General features: G+C 56.4%; 11 protein-coding genes. 5 read left to right on the top strand and 6 right to left on the bottom strand.

All coding sequences use genetic code 11. The features are described from left to right. Positions 1-144: 144 nt before the first annotated feature. Both ABJK56_RS19130 and purN read right to left on the bottom strand, forming a co-directional pair. On the bottom strand, positions 145-1917 hold the full coding sequence (locus ABJK56_RS19130) for a formate--tetrahydrofolate ligase (RefSeq protein WP_347246289.1): 1773 nt from the start codon (positions 1915-1917) through the stop codon (positions 145-147). Between the two features lie 86 nt (positions 1918-2003). Beyond that, entirely contained in the window at positions 2004-2675 is a 672-nt protein-coding gene (gene purN / locus ABJK56_RS19125) for a phosphoribosylglycinamide formyltransferase (RefSeq protein ID WP_347246288.1), read from the bottom strand. Between the two features lie 266 nt (positions 2676-2941). Here purN and ABJK56_RS19120 point away from each other — a divergent pair, with 266 nt between their 5' ends. From ABJK56_RS19120 to ABJK56_RS19110, 3 genes are all read left to right on the top strand, one after another. Next, positions 2942-4324, top strand: coding sequence for a hypothetical protein (locus ABJK56_RS19120; RefSeq protein ID WP_347246287.1), 1383 nt, complete (start codon positions 2942-2944; stop codon positions 4322-4324). Positions 4325-4339: 15 nt separating this feature from the next. Continuing rightward, the gene (locus ABJK56_RS19115; RefSeq protein WP_347246286.1) at positions 4340-5746 is read left to right on the top strand and encodes a neutral/alkaline non-lysosomal ceramidase N-terminal domain-containing protein; all 1407 of its coding nucleotides are present in this window, start codon (positions 4340-4342) and stop codon (positions 5744-5746) included. 156 nt (positions 5747-5902) lie between these two features. Further along, positions 5903-8770, top strand: coding sequence for an NPCBM/NEW2 domain-containing protein (locus tag ABJK56_RS19110; RefSeq protein ID WP_347246285.1), 2868 nt, complete (start codon positions 5903-5905; stop codon positions 8768-8770). 62 nt (positions 8771-8832) lie between these two features. Here the strand turns inward: ABJK56_RS19110 and ABJK56_RS19105 are convergent, their stop codons facing one another. Next, complete coding sequence (locus tag ABJK56_RS19105) at positions 8833-9813, bottom strand: DUF523 and DUF1722 domain-containing protein (RefSeq protein ID WP_347246284.1); 981 nt, start codon at positions 9811-9813, stop codon at positions 8833-8835. 147 nt (positions 9814-9960) lie between these two features. Further along, on the bottom strand, positions 9961-11640 hold the full coding sequence (locus tag ABJK56_RS19100; RefSeq protein WP_347246283.1) for an HDOD domain-containing protein: 1680 nt from the start codon (positions 11638-11640) through the stop codon (positions 9961-9963). 401 nt (positions 11641-12041) lie between these two features. Between ABJK56_RS19100 and ABJK56_RS19095 the strand changes: the two genes are divergently transcribed. Beyond that, positions 12042-12884: a sugar phosphate isomerase/epimerase gene (locus ABJK56_RS19095; RefSeq protein ID WP_347246282.1), complete on the top strand. Its 843-nt coding sequence runs from the start codon at positions 12042-12044 to the stop codon at positions 12882-12884. Between the two features lie 124 nt (positions 12885-13008). Here the strand turns inward: ABJK56_RS19095 and ABJK56_RS19090 are convergent, their stop codons facing one another. Beyond that, positions 13009-14979, bottom strand: coding sequence for a sigma-54-dependent Fis family transcriptional regulator (locus ABJK56_RS19090; protein ID WP_347246281.1), 1971 nt, complete (start codon positions 14977-14979; stop codon positions 13009-13011). A gap of 412 nt (positions 14980-15391) precedes the next feature. On the opposite strand from ABJK56_RS19090, the gene ABJK56_RS19085 reads away from it, so the two are divergent. Beyond that, positions 15392-15964, top strand: a complete 573-nt coding sequence (locus ABJK56_RS19085; protein WP_347246280.1) for an O-acetyl-ADP-ribose deacetylase — start codon at positions 15392-15394, stop codon at positions 15962-15964. Positions 15965-16006: 42 nt separating this feature from the next. Here ABJK56_RS19085 and ABJK56_RS19080 read toward each other — a convergent pair. After that, positions 16007-16570: type II secretion system F family protein (locus ABJK56_RS19080; RefSeq protein WP_347246279.1), on the bottom strand; the 564-nt coding region annotated here is incomplete at its 5' end.

Here is a 16570-nt window from a genome sequence, read left to right as displayed (position 1 = left end):
GAGTAAGTCCGCCTGACGATTCGGTCAGTTAACGATTACTGGTTCGCAAAAAGAACCCTGGCAGGTCGCCCGCGGAATATGACCTGCCAGGGTTTTTCGTCGAGAATGATAGTCAGCACGAACTCATGGATCGATGACCCGGCTTCAGAAAAGCCCTGTCACGCGACCTGTCCTGACATCCACGTCGATTCGTCGGAAGGCCGGGTCCGAACCCGTGCCCGGCATGAGGGAGATTTCGCCCGCCATTGGGCAGAGAAACCGCGCGCCGCCGTAGAGAAGGATGTCTCGTATGGGAAGTGTCCAGCCCTTGGGGGCACCCTTAATGGTCGGATCGTGGGTCAGGCTGAGGTGCGTTTTGACCATCATCGTGGCAAAGTCCCGGTATTTGGGGTTGTTTTCGAATTCCTTGAGTTTGGCCTCGGCCTCCCGGGAATATTCCACACCATCAGCGCCATACACTTCCCGCGCGATTTTCTCAATCCGTTCACTCAGGGGTGTGTCATTGTCATACAGGTAACGGAAAGCGACAGGCTGCTCGCAGGCGTCCAGGACAGCGTCGGCCAGTTCCAGGGCTCCCTCTCCCCCATACCGCCAGTGATTGGAGACGGCGACCCTCGCCCCGCTTTGTTCGGCGATCCGACGCACCAGGCGAATTTCCGCAGGAGTATCGGTAGGAAAAACATTGATAGCCACCACCGGGTGAATGCCTGACTTTTTGACGATATTGATGTGGTGAAGGAGATTGGCAGCTCCGGCCTCGAGCCAGGCTAAATTCTCTTCGAAGTATTCTTTGGGGATCGGTCGACCGGGGGGACAGGGCGGGGCTCCTGCCGTGACTCCGTGGTGTTTTAATCCGCGGATTGTTGTTGTGATGACAGAGACATGGGGAACTTTTCCCAGGTACCGGCACTTGACGTTCCAGAACTTTTCGAAACCGATATCGGCACCGAAACCGGACTCCGTGATGTGGTAGTCCGCGAGTTTCAGGCAGATCTGATCCCCAATCACGCTGGACTGTCCAATCGCGATATTGGCAAACGGACCAGCGTGCACAAAGCACGGCTGGCCCTCGATGGTTTGGATGAGGTTGGGATTGATAGCGCTGCGCAGCCAAGCGGTCATGGCCCCGGCCACTTCCAAATCTTCGCAGGTAATGGGGCGGTCTTTTTTGTCGTAGGCCACAATGATCTGCCCGATACGCTGGCGGAGATCTTCGAGACTTCGGGCCACGGCGAGAATAGCCATGACCTCGGAAGAGCTCGCAATTTGAAAGCGGCTCTGCATCATGTAGCCGTCCATTCGGCCGCCGATGCCGATGATGATGTTGCGGAGGGCCTGGGCACAGAAATCAATGACCCACCCCATTTCCACACGGGTGGGATCAATGTTCAATCGTCTCAGTCCTACTTTAGCCAGTCGTTCGTCGTCGTAATTGCGCTCGTGCTGGAGTCGTGCGGTGAGGGCCACCATGGCCAGGTTGTGCGCATTCATCACCGCATTAATATCCCCGGTCAATCCCAGGGAAAACTCCGCGAGGGGGATGACCTGGGAGAGGCCCCCTCCGGCAGCCGAGCCTTTGATGTTCATCGTGGGACCACCGGACGGTTGGCGGATGCAGGCGGTCACTCGTTTTTTGCGTCGGCCCAGTCCCTGAAGCAAGCCGATAGTAGTGGTTGATTTGCCTTCACCCAGCGGTGTAGGAGTGATGCCCGTCACCTCGATAAACTTCCCATCGGGGGCGTCGCGCAGTCGCTCGATGACCTTCAGATAATCCACTTTGGCAATGTAATGGCCGTAGGGGAGCAGCTCTTCCTTGGTGAGGCCGAGCTCTTCGCCGAGCTGGTAACAGGTTTTCATGCGTGATTCGGCATCCAGAGCAATTTCCCAGTCGGGATGTTGAGTTGGATCGAGCGGCATGGACACCCTCCCAGTTGATTTCCTGAGACACAGATTGTGGGTTGTATTTTCGGTGAAGGCGGAAAAAGAAGGATGGGGGTAAGCCGTCACAATTCAAAACCCACATCCTTGGGCGGTAGAATTTTCACTTTGCGACCTTCCACCTGGACCCGGCCTTCGGCAATCAGCGTGATGGCCTCAGGGTAAGCCTTACATTCTTCCTCGAATACGCGGGCTGCCAAAGTCTCGGGCGTATCGTCATCGAGCACGGGCACAACTCGTTGAAGGATAATCGGGCCGTGATCATAAAGATTGTCCGCAAAGTGCACCGTGCAACCGGTGAGTTTGGCCCCGTAGTCCAGCACAGCCTGATGGACCCGGAGGCCGTAAAACCCTTGACCGCAAAATGCCGGAATGAGAGCAGGGTGAATGTTCACGACCCGATTCTCGAAGTCGGGTGGGATGACAAGCCTTTTCAAAAAGCCGCCCATGACAACGAGCTTCACGTTTTGTCGTCGACAATGATCGAAGATTTCCTCGCTGAAAGGCTGCGGGTCGCGGTACTTGTTCCAATCCACCACGATCACGGGAATCCCCGCGGCCGCCGCATGTTGCAGGCCGCCCGCCTGGGGATTGCTGGATATGACAAGCTTAATGTCCACCGGCAGCTTTCCCGCATTCTTTTTTTCAATGAGATTCTTGAGCGTTGTCCCCGCTCCCGAAATAAGTACCGCGATGGGAAATAGCTTTTCGGACTTAGTCGTTCCTCTGACCGGCATTCTGTCGTCTCCTCGGATAGGGCCGTAGTGGGTCGTTTGCAAACAAAAATTACTCTAAAGGAGTTGCCGCCAGACGTAAAGCGTTGATCAAAAAGTTCATCCGGTCACCCCGGTTCACACGCGATCATGCGGGGACGTTGGATCACTGGTGAGTGGACAACGCGATGGGCGCGGCTATACTGAATGCGCCGTTGGCGACCACCGCTGCTCAGGCGGCGGATATTCTGGCATTTGTTCGCACTCCACCGCGAGGGAGAAACCACGTAATGATGAGGTTGATCGTTGCGCGGCTGTTGGTTGTGCTTTGCTTCTTTCTTGAATTTCTGGGGCAAGGGCGGGGAAGGGCAGAGGAGTCTCCGCACGCAGGAGAATTGAAGCTCGCTACGTTTCAGTGCGACGTCACTCCACCCGTTAATGGTCGGCATCCGCTGATCTGGCTGGTGCCGGTGAAGGAGGTGGAAACTCCGCTGGAAGCCCGTGGGGTCGTTTTGGATGATGGGAAATCGCGTTATGTCCTGTGCGCCGTGGACTGGTGTGGTCTGTGCAATTCGAGCTATCGGCAGTTTCAGGAAAAGATCGCCAGCGCTCTTGGCATTCCTCCCTCCCATGTGGCTGTGCAAACCGTCCACCAGCATACCGCCCCTTACACGAACGGGGACGTACAGAAGATTCTCGACCAGTCGGGGGCGACGCTTCCTTACGTGGACTTTGCTTTTATGGAGGCCGTGACGGACAAGCTGGCCACCGAAGTCAAAAGTGCGACGGAGCGACTGAAGCCGTTTAACGAGGTGGGCTTTGGCTCAGCCGTTGTGGAACAGGTCGCTTCCAATCGCCGAGCCTGGACCCCCGAGGGAAAACTGGTAGTCCGATACAGCTCCTGTAAGGATCCACAAATCCGGGCGCTTCCGGAAGGTTTGATCGATCCATACGTCCGGACGGTTACGTTTGCCCGGGATGGAAAGCCGCTTGTCCGGCTGCATTATTATGCCACACATCCCCAGAGCTTTTACGGAGATCCCCGGGCCAGCGCCGATGTGCCGGGATTCGCCCGCAGGCAACTCGAGCAGGAAGAAAATGTGATGCAGATTTACTTCACCGGATGTGCCGGGAACATTACGATGGGCAAATACAATGACGGCACGCGCGAGGCCCGCGACCAGCTCACCGAACGTCTCTATCGTGCTATGAGCAAGGCCTGCAAAAATACTCGCTATGAGCCCGTTCGCAGCCTGAATTGGCGCGTTGCGTCGTTTTGCTTCATCCCGCGATCTGATTCCGGTTATTCAGAATCCGAGCTTCAAGCTCGGGTCAATCAAAGGGATTTAGATCCTGTGCAGAGAATCCGCGCCGCAGAGGGCTTGGCGTTTCTGGCACGGGCGCAGCAACCCTTCCTTGCGCAGCTCTTGGAGATCAACGAGGGTGCCATCTTGCATCTGCCTGGAGAATGTTTCGTCGAGTACCAGCTTTATGCCCAGTCGGTACGACCGAATCGCTTCGTAGCAGTGGCCGCATATGGAGACCTTGCTCCTGGATATATTTGCACAGCCAAGGCGTACGAGGAAGGCGGATACGAACCGAGCGCGACTTTTCTCGACCCGAGAAATGAAGAGATGTTGAAGAACGTAATCGCCAAGCTGTTACAGAATTAGAAAGGAGTGTCTCTCATGAGGTTGGCCAGTGCATTCGTGCTGAGTGTGTGTTTGAGCCTGCCCGCCGCTGTACTCTCGGCCGATGAGTTTGCTGTGGGTATTGCCCGAGTGAAGATTACTCCCGAAAAACCGATTCGCATGTCGGGATATGCATCGCGAAACAAACCCTCGGTGGGCGTCCTTCAGGACCTCTGGGCCAAATGCCTGGCCATCCGGGACGCAGAAGGTCATCGAATTGTCATCCTGACAACCGACCTGATTGGCTATAGCAACGACTTTTCGGCGGAGCTGTTCACCAGGGCCAAGGAAAAATATGGACTGAACCGCGAGGAAATCTTGTTGACGTGCTCTCACACCCACAGCGGACCGGTGGTGGGCAAGAATCTGCGTGTGATGTATCAATTCTCTCCGGAAGAAACGGAAACGATTCATGAGTATACCAGCCAACTGCTGGATAAGCTTGTGACGATTATCGGGCAAGGCCTGGACAATCTGCAGCCGGCCCAGTTGAGTGTGGGTCATGGAACCGTGGGCTTTGCCGTGAATCGTCGGGAGAAACGCGGAGACACGGTTGTTTTGGGGGTCAATCCCGAGGGACCCGTGGATCACGATGTGCCCGTGATTAAAGTGACAGGCTCGGATGGCACATTGCGTGCGGTTCTATTCGGATATGCCTGTCATTGCACAACGATTGGGGGCAATACAGGCGAGGATTTTTACAAGATTCATGGAGATTATGCGGGAGTTGCCCAGGCAAAAATCGAGGAAGCACATCCCGGCGTGACGGCCATGTTCACGATTCTCTGCGGGGGCGATCAAAATCCGAATCCGCGTGGGGAGATCGCCTATGTGCAGCAGCACGGAGAGGCACTGGCAGCCGAAGTGGAGCGCGTACTGGCCGGGCCTATGAAGGCTGTTCGCGGGCCGCTACATGCTGTCGTCGACGTCGCTGAGTTGGAGTTCCGTCCCCATACTCGCGAACAATTTGAGGACGAGTTGCAGAAGGCACTCGCCGCCAAGGATGTATATCGGGAGCGAAGAGCTCGGCGAATGCTTGAGCTGTATGATGCAGGCAAGCCCATTCGAGCGGTGAGTGTTCCTATTCAAGCGATCCGTTTTGATGAAACCCTCACGCTCGTGGCGATTGGTGGTGAAGTCTGCGTGGAGTACGACCTGCGGTTGAAAAAGGAGTTTCCGCAGGAAGATTTGGTTGTTATTGGTTATGCCAATGACGTGATGTGTTATATCCCATCGAAAAACGTGTTATTGGGTGGCGGATACGAACCTGATTACAGTATGATCTATTATGGACTGCCTGGCCCATTTGCGGAAAATGTGGAAGAGACACTGATAGCGGCTCTTCACCGACTGCTCGGGAAGTTGGGACTCCACCCCGTGACCCATCAGGCCCGGGCAGAGTAGCTGCACTTCAAAACGGGCAGGTTCCCGCGTAAAAGATCGAGAAAAGTCAAAGGGCTCGAGCGTCGTGTCTCAGCCAATTTTGACTTTGATCTGGTTTAGAACCCCAGAAGTTCGCCGAACGGAGGGACCACCGCGACAGACTCCGGAGCAGTCCCCATGCCGGTGAGCAGGACGTTATTTTTTCCTCTCATTGTCATTCCCAACATCGCCCTATCCTCGCGATGGTTATTCATGCGCGGACCGCTGTCCAACTTTTTCCTGTTGGTTGTTTTATCATTCGCGGCGACGACCCACAGTGCGTGGGCAGGTGTGGTCGTACTCGTTAATAAACTGGAGTCAGAGGCCGAGGTAGAAATTCGAGATGGGACCTCCCAACCACGGGCGTTTCGGATACCCAGTGGAGGATTGGTTCCCGTCTTTGCCACGACGTCGCCGGTTGTCGGTGTTAAGGCGGGTTCTTCATCTCTGGAAGAGCGGGCTGAACTCAACACGATTTACGAAATAGCGCTTCAGGGAGAGTCAATCGTCCTGCGGCAGGTGCATGTGGGGAATCTTCGCCCCGGTGTGTGGATAGCACCGTCCCAAAAAATGGATCAGCGGACGACCACAATTCCCGTCGCTCTATTTGTAGACGAGGAGCAGCCGGCTGTCCGCGAGGTGTGGGAGCCGCGATTGCGTAGGCAGGTGGAGGAGGCTTCCAAGTTTGTGGAATGGTTTTGCGGTGTTCGCTTCCAGATTGTCAGGGTCGGAACGTGGACCTCGGATAATGCCTTCCAGTCGGTGGAATCGCTGCTCGATGATTTTCGCCGCAAAGTGAGGCCAGATGACGTCCTTCTCGTCCTGGGAGTGAGCAGCCAGCTTCGCGTGGCCGGTAACGGTGAATTCCATTATCCACTGGGGCTCTTCGAGTCTCATCTGGTGATCCCGGATGTGCAACAGACGTACACGGCGCAGATGCAGTTGATGACATTGGTTCATAGTTTTGGACATTTTTTGGGTGCCGTGGACGTCACCGACATCCCGAGCGTGATGAATCCCGCTCAGAAAACTCTCCACGCGGAGAAAGATAAACCCGACTATTTTGATCCGCTGAACACACTGGTGATGAACCTTGTCGCGGACGAGCTGGCATTTCGAAATGTTCGCCAGGTCAAGGAGCTGTCTTCTTCCACGCGGAATTATCTTCTGGGAATATACCGCTACCTTGGCTACCGCAGCCGGCGACCGGAGGCACAACATCTTTTCGCGCGATTTGAGGAAACGCCGGTTCAATATGAGCGTTTTGTCGCGGAATGGACAGATGGCTCTTTGCTTACCGGGCCCGAAATCGCGGGCTGGGGGGACCCTGGGGATGTCCCGGAATTGGGTGGCCGGAAACTGTTCGGAGATGACATCCGCATCCGCTGGATTGTGGATACTCAACCTGGCCGCCAGATGGTTCCCGCTGAGGGTTACATCGAGTTTGTGGGGGGCGATCGGTTGCCGGGGAAGGTGGACAGTGCTCGACCTGCCGAGGTCAAAGATAACCGGACGTGGCCGGCTCGGCTCCGTGTTTATCCTTACTCGCGTGTTTATTGGCCTGATGGGCCGTTCCAGGACCACATCGACATCGTTACCGCTGCGGTGAAACGAGTGGTCTGGAAATCCGTGGGCGAGGAATATCAGCCGGGTTGGGCTTTTCTGACGGATGGACGCCGAGTTCGCTATCGGGCGGTGCAATGGACGGAAAAAGGCGTTCGGTTGCTTACTGAAGAGGGAATCGAACAGTTTGCCTTCGATGAATTGGCCGAACTCCACCTGCCGGACCTGAATCCATGGGAGAGCGTCATCCGGTCCCGTGTGGGACTGATCACCGGGCCTGATGATATTTTGATGGAGATCGAGTGTGCGGACGGACTACGGGTAACCACATCACTGAAGCGATTCTGGCCGCGAGCACGCGGCGACAAGAGTCTTCCCGACAGTTGGTATCACATGGTGCAGCCACCCTGGAGCACGCAACCTTTGTGGATCCCGCATCGGGCAATCATATGGCGAAGAGTCTATGGGCCTGGCGAAGTCCCGCTGACACGCCTGGAAGGAGTGAGGTATCAAGAGGCGAGCACGCTGGGTGCACGATGGGGCTATCATCTCGATGCGAACCTCTTGGGGCGACCTCTCCACAGCGCTGGACGGCTCTATGGCTGGGGAATCGGAGTGACCTCGGGGACCCAGTTGACTTACCCTCTCCATCCGTGGGTGAATGGCGTCCGCCTTGAATTGGGCATTGATTCAGAAGCGGGTGACGGCGGCTGCATTTGGGGAGAAGTGTTGCTTGCGGGTGCCACGACAGAGACGCTGGCTCGTTCTCCCGTGCTGGTTGGTTCCCAACGTGTTTTCGAGCCCGGCGAGATTTCTCTTGTCGGCAAAAATCTGGAAAACGCGCAGCTTGTCTTGAAAGTGGACGAGGCAGAAGGGGAACGGCCTCTCGCTGCCGATCCATGGAATATTCGAGATCTGGCCGACTGGCTTGAGCCGACCCTGGTGGTGGATACCGAAAAACTTCTTCAGGAGATCCATCGGCGGCAAGTGCTGCTCTTTCCTTGCTGGGAAGGATGGCGGATTGTCGCGCCGGAATCAGATGCAATCCAGGGCCCGCAGGTTGTGAGCTATCTTGATCAGAGGGGGAGCCCGCCGGAATTCCGCTGGACACACGTTTTTCGGGGAAATTTCGCTATCGAGCGAACCATCCTCCTGCCAGCCGATGCGCAAGCGCTGGAAGTCCTGGTTTGCCGGCCTTCAAGAACCCCCGGAGTCCGGCTAGAAGTTCTCGCCGACGGCCAATCGTTAGGGGATACCGCCGTTCCTGAGCGGGGCACTGCTACACTCCCGGAGCCTTTTCGGGTGGATGTTTCTCACTTAAACGGTAGGAAGGTGACGATTCGGCTTTTCCTTCGCGCAGAGTCACCTGCCGAACAGGTGCAATGCGAATGGTATCTCCTCCGCGTCATTCGTGCCGGCGCAATGAGTTCTGGCGAGACCTGAGAACCCGCTCGGGGAATTTTCACCTCATTCAAAAAATCGGAAAGCGGCATCCGGCGGAGCAGTCAAACGTGATTGCGGAGGGCCAATTCCTTGGGATGTGGCGAAAGATAGACCTGGTTGAGAAGATACTCAATTTGAAGCCGTCTGGCGTAATGGGCGATCAGGGTGATTGGAACGATGAGCGGGACAATCCCCTGCCGGTAGTCCTCAATAGCCTCCCGAATTTCTTTCCGGACATCCTCGGGAAGTTCCTTTTTAAAAAAACCGAGCATGTGTTGGAGAACGTTGCAGTTCTTGGCGGGGGTGGCCAGTCGCTTTAAGGCGGTCATGAATTCCGCCTCATACTGGGACTTCAATTCTGCGCGGGAGAATTCTTTTGCCTGCGCAACAAGCTGGCCCAGAGTCTTGTAATGCTGTGGCGAATGGGCGAGAAGAAGGTACTTGTGAGCGGTGTGGAAGTCTACAAGGTCGTGGAGTGTCCAACGCGACGCCCAAAGTGTTTTCAGGCGGTGAAAAGCAAAAATCCGCGTGATCCAGTTTTCTCGAAGTCGGGGGTCATGGAGACGGCCTTCCTCTTCCACGGGCAGGTAGGGCATTTTTTGGAGCAGAACATCGGCGAAGATTCCACGAGAGGTTCCCGCCGGTTGGCCCTCCGGCTTGTAAACTTTGACGCGTTCCATTCCGCAACTGGGGGAATTTTTTTTGAGCACATATCCGCAGATGTCGGCGTCCATCAAATCTTTGATACGCCGAGCTGCAAACCGTCGCATGACATTTGTGAGGTCTCGATTCTCGCTCGGCATGATCAATGCGACCTCTTTTTCACGCCACTCCAGACGCAGCGTTGGTCGGGGAACACCCAGGCCAATTTCCACCTCCGGACACACGGGTACCCATTCCACGTAGCGTCCCAGAGTTTGGCTGAGGAAAGGATCATGCTTATGGGTGCCGTCGTATCGGACGAGTTGTCCCAAAAGACACGCTGAAATACCAACGCGGATGGGAGCATCTGTTTCCCAGGGGCGTGCGCCAGTGTGTTTCATCCCGGTTAACCTTCCAATATCTGTGGCAAAGTAAACGGCTGAGCTCCCAGCATATTTTCCTCTTGTCATGTAATTGTGCGGGGATGAGTTGCGCAGGCAAGACTGGCGGAGACAGCGTTCCAACCCGTATGGGCACAAGAAGGGCGCTCAGTAAATTTCGATGCTTTTGACGACGCCCCCACCGCAAGCGCCGGATCCAAAAAGACATCGCTCCGCAGCGACGAGAAGATCCTCAGGCGGAAAATTGGGGGCCGGGGTTGCCACATACGAGACACCCAAGCGGAGCCGGACCGCCACGTTCCAGGACGCGGCAAAGACCGAGCGGAGACGGCGCATCAATTCATGGGCGTAGGTGACGGCCAGCTCGCGTTCGCAGTCTGGCAGAATCCACGCACAGCCGGCATCTCCAAACGGCCATGTAACACTACCCGGGTGTTCCAGCCCCTGGCAGGCTTTGAATAACACGTTTTGAAGAGTGTCCAGAATTCCGGGGCCAAGACGCACGACCAGATCGCCTAGTTCGAGATAATCAATCAGCACCAGGCTCAGACCGCAACGGTTGGTGCGGCACCAGGTCACGGCATTCCGCAAAGCGCCCAGCAAACCGGGGTCGCTGGCAGGGGACGTGACATCGTACTTTTCGAGGCTTTCCTGACTTTCCGGCCGGATGCCTCGGTGGGTTTCGAAAACTTTGCTGCGGTCAGGGGCGTTGCTCCAGCCTTTTTGCAGGTTGGCGATCGTGAGGCTTTTTTCCGACATGCACCCGGCCGACTCGCCACCCTGCTCGATGTAGTGATTGAGAGTCCGTTCGAGTTCCTCGTCTTCCGTGGCGCGAGCTGCTAGTTGCGCGGTAGGCGGACTCTCGGGACAAAGCAGAACCGCGGCCACTGCTTCCGCTTCACGGGCTAAAGCATTGTGGGCACGGGCAAGGATTTTTTCCACATTTTCTCCCGGAGGCAGGCGGAGAGAGAGCACTTCACCTAGTTGCAAGACCTTCATGTGAATTTGCCGGAGGAGGTCGTCCGGCTTGACACGCGTTTGACCTTCACCCAGGGATTCCACGCCCAGTTGCCAGGCCGGCCAGACGTCGCTTCGAGCCTCGGCAAGCAGCATGGCTGCTGACTCGGCGACTTGCAAAATTGCCCGGCGACTCCGAATTTCGGCCGTCACCGGAGACATTGATTCGACCTCCGCACTGAGGGCGTCGGCAATGCTCGGGGGCATTCCCCAGTGCCGGAGGAGGGCAGCGGAGACGTCACGGTGATCAAATCCGAAAACTTCGCACTCCCTTCTATAGAGATCCTCTCGCTGTTCCAGTACCTTTTCAATAAACCGCTGGAAGGGAGAGCCAAGTGCCTGGATGAAGACCAGGAGCCCAAGGTCCTGTAAAAGGCCGGCGAGGAAACATTCGTCGCTGGATCGATGCCGGAGATGTTCGCTGAGTTCGCGCGCGGCCACGGCCTTCGTGAGACTGCGGCGCCAGTAGTAGGCAAGAACCCTGGCTTCCAAACCGTGGAACAGCTTCGGAGGAAGACTAAACCCCAGCACCAGAAGTTTAAGCGGTTTTGCGCCCAAAAAGGCCAGGGCCTGTCCTAAATCACCAATCGGTTGGGCAGGCCCGTAGAGTGAGCTATTGACCACTTTCAGAATTTTGGCCGCCAGTGCGGGGTCTTTCTCGATACACTCCCGGAGAATAGCGGTGTCCACGTCGGGACGTTCCACCAGTTCTAGGACTTTGAGAGCGACCGCGGGCAGGGTGTAAAGATTTCCCGCGATCGCTGCGAGTTTTTGGGCTGTTTTCGAGCTTGCGACTTCAAGCTGCGACATATTGCGGTTCCTTCCCAGTGTCGTCCTGACAGCGGAAAATCGTCATTCTACGGCGAGCAACATCCTCGCTGGTTCCTGTTCCGTCGCCAAGGTCGGCCGTCACATGGCAACGGATTGTCCTTGCCGGAATGAAAGGTCAATTCGTCAAAGACGTCAGCATCCAATCGATCGTGTGTGTCGGAAAATTCTGACATGTGTCGAAAGAATCTTCCTTTCGAGGATGGACCCGCTCCAGTCGGACGGTTCGAGAGCTTCCCATTGAAAAGTGTAGCTTGAGGTATCGCACGAGGGGGATCAGAATGGGGGTACTTTTGTCCATCCCAACTGCGAGACCTCTTGCGTGTCTGCCCTGAAGCACAAAGGATGAGGGCTGTGAACAATTTTCATTTGCATAAAAATCCATGAAACTCGGCATCTTCATGAAAATCTTCACCCGCCCGCGATGGCAGCAGTCACTCGACGTGATCACCGACATGGGCATCCAATGGATTCATTTCACGCTCCAGCCGATCGTGGGAGAGGCTCTGCCGCACGAAGTGGATGCCCGGACGGTTGATCAGATTCGCCGAGAGCTAACCGCACGGGGCCTGAAAATTGCCACGTTTTCAGGGACGTTCAATATGGCCCATCCTGATGAGGGGTATCGTCGCGAATATCTCGCGCGGTTCTCGACGGTCTGTTCCGTGTGCCGAGATTTGGGAGGAGCCATCGTGGCGGTGTGTACCGGAACCCGTGATCCGCTGGATATGTGGAGATGGCATCCGGAGAACCAAACCCCCCAAGCGTGGGAGGACATGTCACGAACGATGGAAGAGGCCCTGACGCTGGCTGACCGGTATCAGGTGATCCTTGCCTTTGAGCCCGAAGCCAACAATGTGGTGGATTCTCCTCAAAAGGCGCAACGACTTTTGGAAGAATTCCAACATCCGCGGTTGCGGGTCATTTTAGATCCCGTCAACATCCTGCCCGAAGCTGGTTCCATTGATCGAAACCAAATTCTGGAGCAAGCCGTCAGATTGTTGGGCCCCTCCATTGTGGCCGCCCATGCAAAGGACGTTGTCCGCACCGGGATGGCTGCAAAATTTGGCGAACCGCTCGTCGACTATTCCTGTTATTTGCAGTTGCTCTCTGATCACGGATTCGACGGGGCACTCTTGATCCACAGCGTAGCAGAGCACGACGTCCCCCAGGTGATTGCTTTCCTTCGAAACACGGCCGGGAAATCCAAGATCAACCTCGACTGAGTTGGGGACGAACCGCGAAGCGCGAAAGCTTGCCACGTCTCGGTGGGGGCCGGGGGAGCTATTCGTCCAGGAATGGGCTTTCCATTTGCAAGACGGGACGAAATCGTGACCGAAAGTGACACGCTCAATCGGTGTGGGGTTCTTCGCCGGCCTGCTGCGCGGCACGCTGGACACGAATTCCCAGTTGACGCATCTTGCGATAGAGATTAGCCCGATGGAGTCCTAGCTGCCGCGCCGCCAGTGTCACGTTGTTTTGAGTTGATTGGATGGTGCGGCAAATGTAGGCGATTTGAAATTGTTTAGTAGCCTCGCGGAGCTTCAGGCCCGGGGCGATTCCCTCCAGTGGCATAACTTCGCGGCGGAGTTCGCCCGTCAGACCGAGATCTATGACTTCGATTCGGGGATTTGGGCAAAGATACGCGATTCGCTCCATGGCGTTCCGCAGTTCTCGGACGTTTCCGGGCCAGGAGTACTGGAGGAGGAACTGCTTCGCTTCTGAAGATAATTCGGGAACAGGCCGCCGCGCTTTGGCAGAAAACTCTCGCAGGAAGTGTTCAGCCAGAAGGATGATATCGTCGCCCCGATCCCGGAGAGCAGGAATCTGCAAGGTGACCGTGTTCAGTCGGTAAAACAGATCCTCTCGAAAACGTCCCTCTTTCACCCACTGTTGCAGGTTGCGATTGGTGGCGGCGATGACCCGGGCATGCACAGGGATCAGTCGGGTTCCGCCCACCCGGGTTACCATTTTTTCTTCCAGGACGCGCAACAGCTTGGCCTGGGCCGCCGGACTGAGTTCGGCAACCTCATCCAAAAAGATCGTTCCATTGTGGGCGAGCTCGAATTTTCCGGGGCGGCTCTCATGGGCGTCGGTAAACGCTCCTTTCTCATGGCCGAAAAGTTCGCTCTCTGCGAGGCTTTCGGGAATGGCCGCACAATTGACGGCGATAAAGGGATGCTCACGCCGTTCGCCCAAATAGTGAATCAATTGGGCGACCACTTCTTTTCCGGTGCCGTTTTCCCCCAAAATCAGCACCGGCAGATCCGTTTCCGCCAATCGCTCGATCTCCCGCCGCAGGCGAAGGATCCCTGGCGAGCGTCCCACCAATTGGACGCGACCGGCCATCTCGTCCACGATCTGCCGCCGAGTGAGCAACACCTGCTCGTAATCGCGGACGCTTTCCAGAGCTGCTGCCGCCTGCTCCGCCAAACCCAAAAGCGACTCTTCATCGTCATCAGTGAACTCCCCATCCTTCTTGTTCATAACCTCAAATACGCCCAGAATTCTTCCCGTGCGTGTTTTCAGAGGCACACACAAAAGGTTTTCCGTGTGGTAACCGAGTTGGCTATCCACACGCCGATCAATGGCGCGCTGCTCGGCTGAATCCCGCGCCACACGTAGTGGTCTGCCCGTGCTGAGAACCCGTCCCGCGATACCGGTGTCATCCGGTATCCGCAGTTCCTCTTCCACACCCAGGGCAGGACGGCCGATGAGCAGACCAGCCTGACGGTCCCAGAGGAAGATGGTGGCGCGATCTGCGTGGAGAAACTCGGCGGCCGTCTGGGCAATTTCAGTGAGCAGCGGCCGGAGCTGTCGCACCTGCGACCATCGCTGTGTGATACGCAGGAGCGTTTCCCGCTTCTTCAACTCTTCCGCGATGCGTTCCCGCTGGCTCACAAAACCAACGGCCGCGGCGAGCGTCTCCGCGAATTCCCGCATCGTGTCCAGATGGGCTGTTGTAGCCACCGGCTGAGGAAATCTGGCTACCAGCCAGACGACTTCCGGGCGGTCTATCGATAAGGGAAACGCGCACCAAGACCCATTGACCCAAGGCTCGCTGCGGTCACCGAGACCAGCCCAACGGTGCTGATGTTTATCGTCGGCGTGCCCGGATTCGGAGATCCACCCGCAGGTGTGACGTTTTGGATCGATGCCCAGCAGCCCCACGAAATCGGCTCCGAGGGCGACCCGAAGCGTGGGGGTTTGCGCCCGGAGAAAAGTTCGCGTATCGCTTGCATCGCACGCCGCTATGAGTATTTCGCGCAGCAAACGTTCGCTTGCCGAAGTCAACGAATAATCAGTCTGTTGGACATTCACCGGAATCACTCCTTTTACCGCGCCGAATCCTTCACGAGATTCTGCGTTCGACACGAGAAAGGAACGTCGAATAGCGGGGCTATCCTCCGCGGCTAGCCTATTGTATCGCGCTTGCCATCCCGTTCCTAGAACCACACGTCCATGCTTCCACACTCAGACAACTTTGTCGGAACTTCGATCGCGCGTCGCAAGCATGTGCAACCCGTTGCGAAATGTCCCAAACGTGCCAAGGTCCGTCGGTTCAGCAAGTCACTTCGGTTCGCCAGCGGCCTTCTTGATCGTCGAGGCCCCAGGATAAATTATCCTACAGAGGAGTCCGTGGTACAGGTCGGTGCGCCACGAAACGAGAATCGGCAATAACCAGTCGATCTTTTTTACCAAAGGACGGTTTCCTGAGTGGGAGGTGTTCTCTATGACGGCCAAGTACGAGATTTCAAATTGTCTCCTAGAGTTGGTGGAAGGCGATATCACTGAGCAGCATGTGGACGCGATCGTCAATGCTGCCAACAGTCGGTTGGCAGGTGGAGGCGGAGTCGACGGAGCCATCCATCGCAAAGGGGGCCCCGAAATCATGGCCGAAACAAAAGCAAAATATCCGCAGGGTTGTCCCACGGGTTCGGCGGTTATTTCAGGTGCCGGCCGGCTGCCCGCGAAATTCGTCATTCATGCAGTGGGCCCCGTTTATCGGGATGGTCAACACGGAGAGGCGGAACTGCTTGCCAGCGCCTACCGTCGGTCGCTGGAACTTGCAGTAGAAAATGGCTGCCGCTCAGTGGCCTTTCCTGCTCTGAGTGCTGGTGCCTACGGCTATCCGTTGGCGGAAGCCGCCCGCGTGGCACTCACTACGGTAATCGACTTTCTCAAAAACCACGGGAAACCCGCACTGGTGCGTTTCGTGCTTTTCGGAAAACCGGCCTATGAGACCTTTGTGAAAGCTCTCCAGGACATCGTGGGCTCGGACACGGTTGTTGTGGAACGAGAGTGATCTGGTGCGGCCGGTGCATCGGAGATCACAGCAACTTTCAACTTACTGTGGGATCGCGCTGTAGATTTGTCCAATGTAAAACATGGCTAGCCGGAAAATCATGAAAATGATGAGCGTCGCAATCAGGAGTGTGACCAAAACGGCACCAACCACACTGAGAACCTTCATGGCGCGACTTGCGCGCTCCATGCAGAGGCGGCTGAGCCGTTCCAGTACCTCGTCCAGTTTCCCGCTCTCTTCCCCGACGCGGAATGCGTCGAGCCAGTCCACCGGGAACAACCCAGTGCCTTCGAAGATTCGCGAAAGAGAGTGCCCGGCCTGAATTGAAGCCCAAACGGGACGCCGCAAGGCGGTGAATGCGGGATGTTCCGCGGCCTGAAGGGCTAAATCCACAGCAACTCTCACATCCAGCGAGGAGCGCAGGGTGATGGAAAGTGCCCAGGTGAACCGCGCCAAAGCCAATGTGCGGGAAATATCTCCGAGGATCGGCAACAAATCGACGAACATCTGGATTGGCCTAGTCCAAAGCAGGCCACGGCGGGAAGCCCAGATCAGTAGCCCGATCCCGGTGGCGCAGCATCCCACGATCGTCAGGTAAATGAGAAG

Origin of the sequence: Thermogutta sp., from assembly GCF_039793925.1 — a bacterium.
Taxonomy (GTDB): Bacteria; Planctomycetota; Planctomycetia; order Pirellulales; family Thermoguttaceae; genus Thermogutta.
Note: the sequence above shows the minus strand (reverse complement) of the source record. Positions and strands in the feature narration are given on the sequence as shown.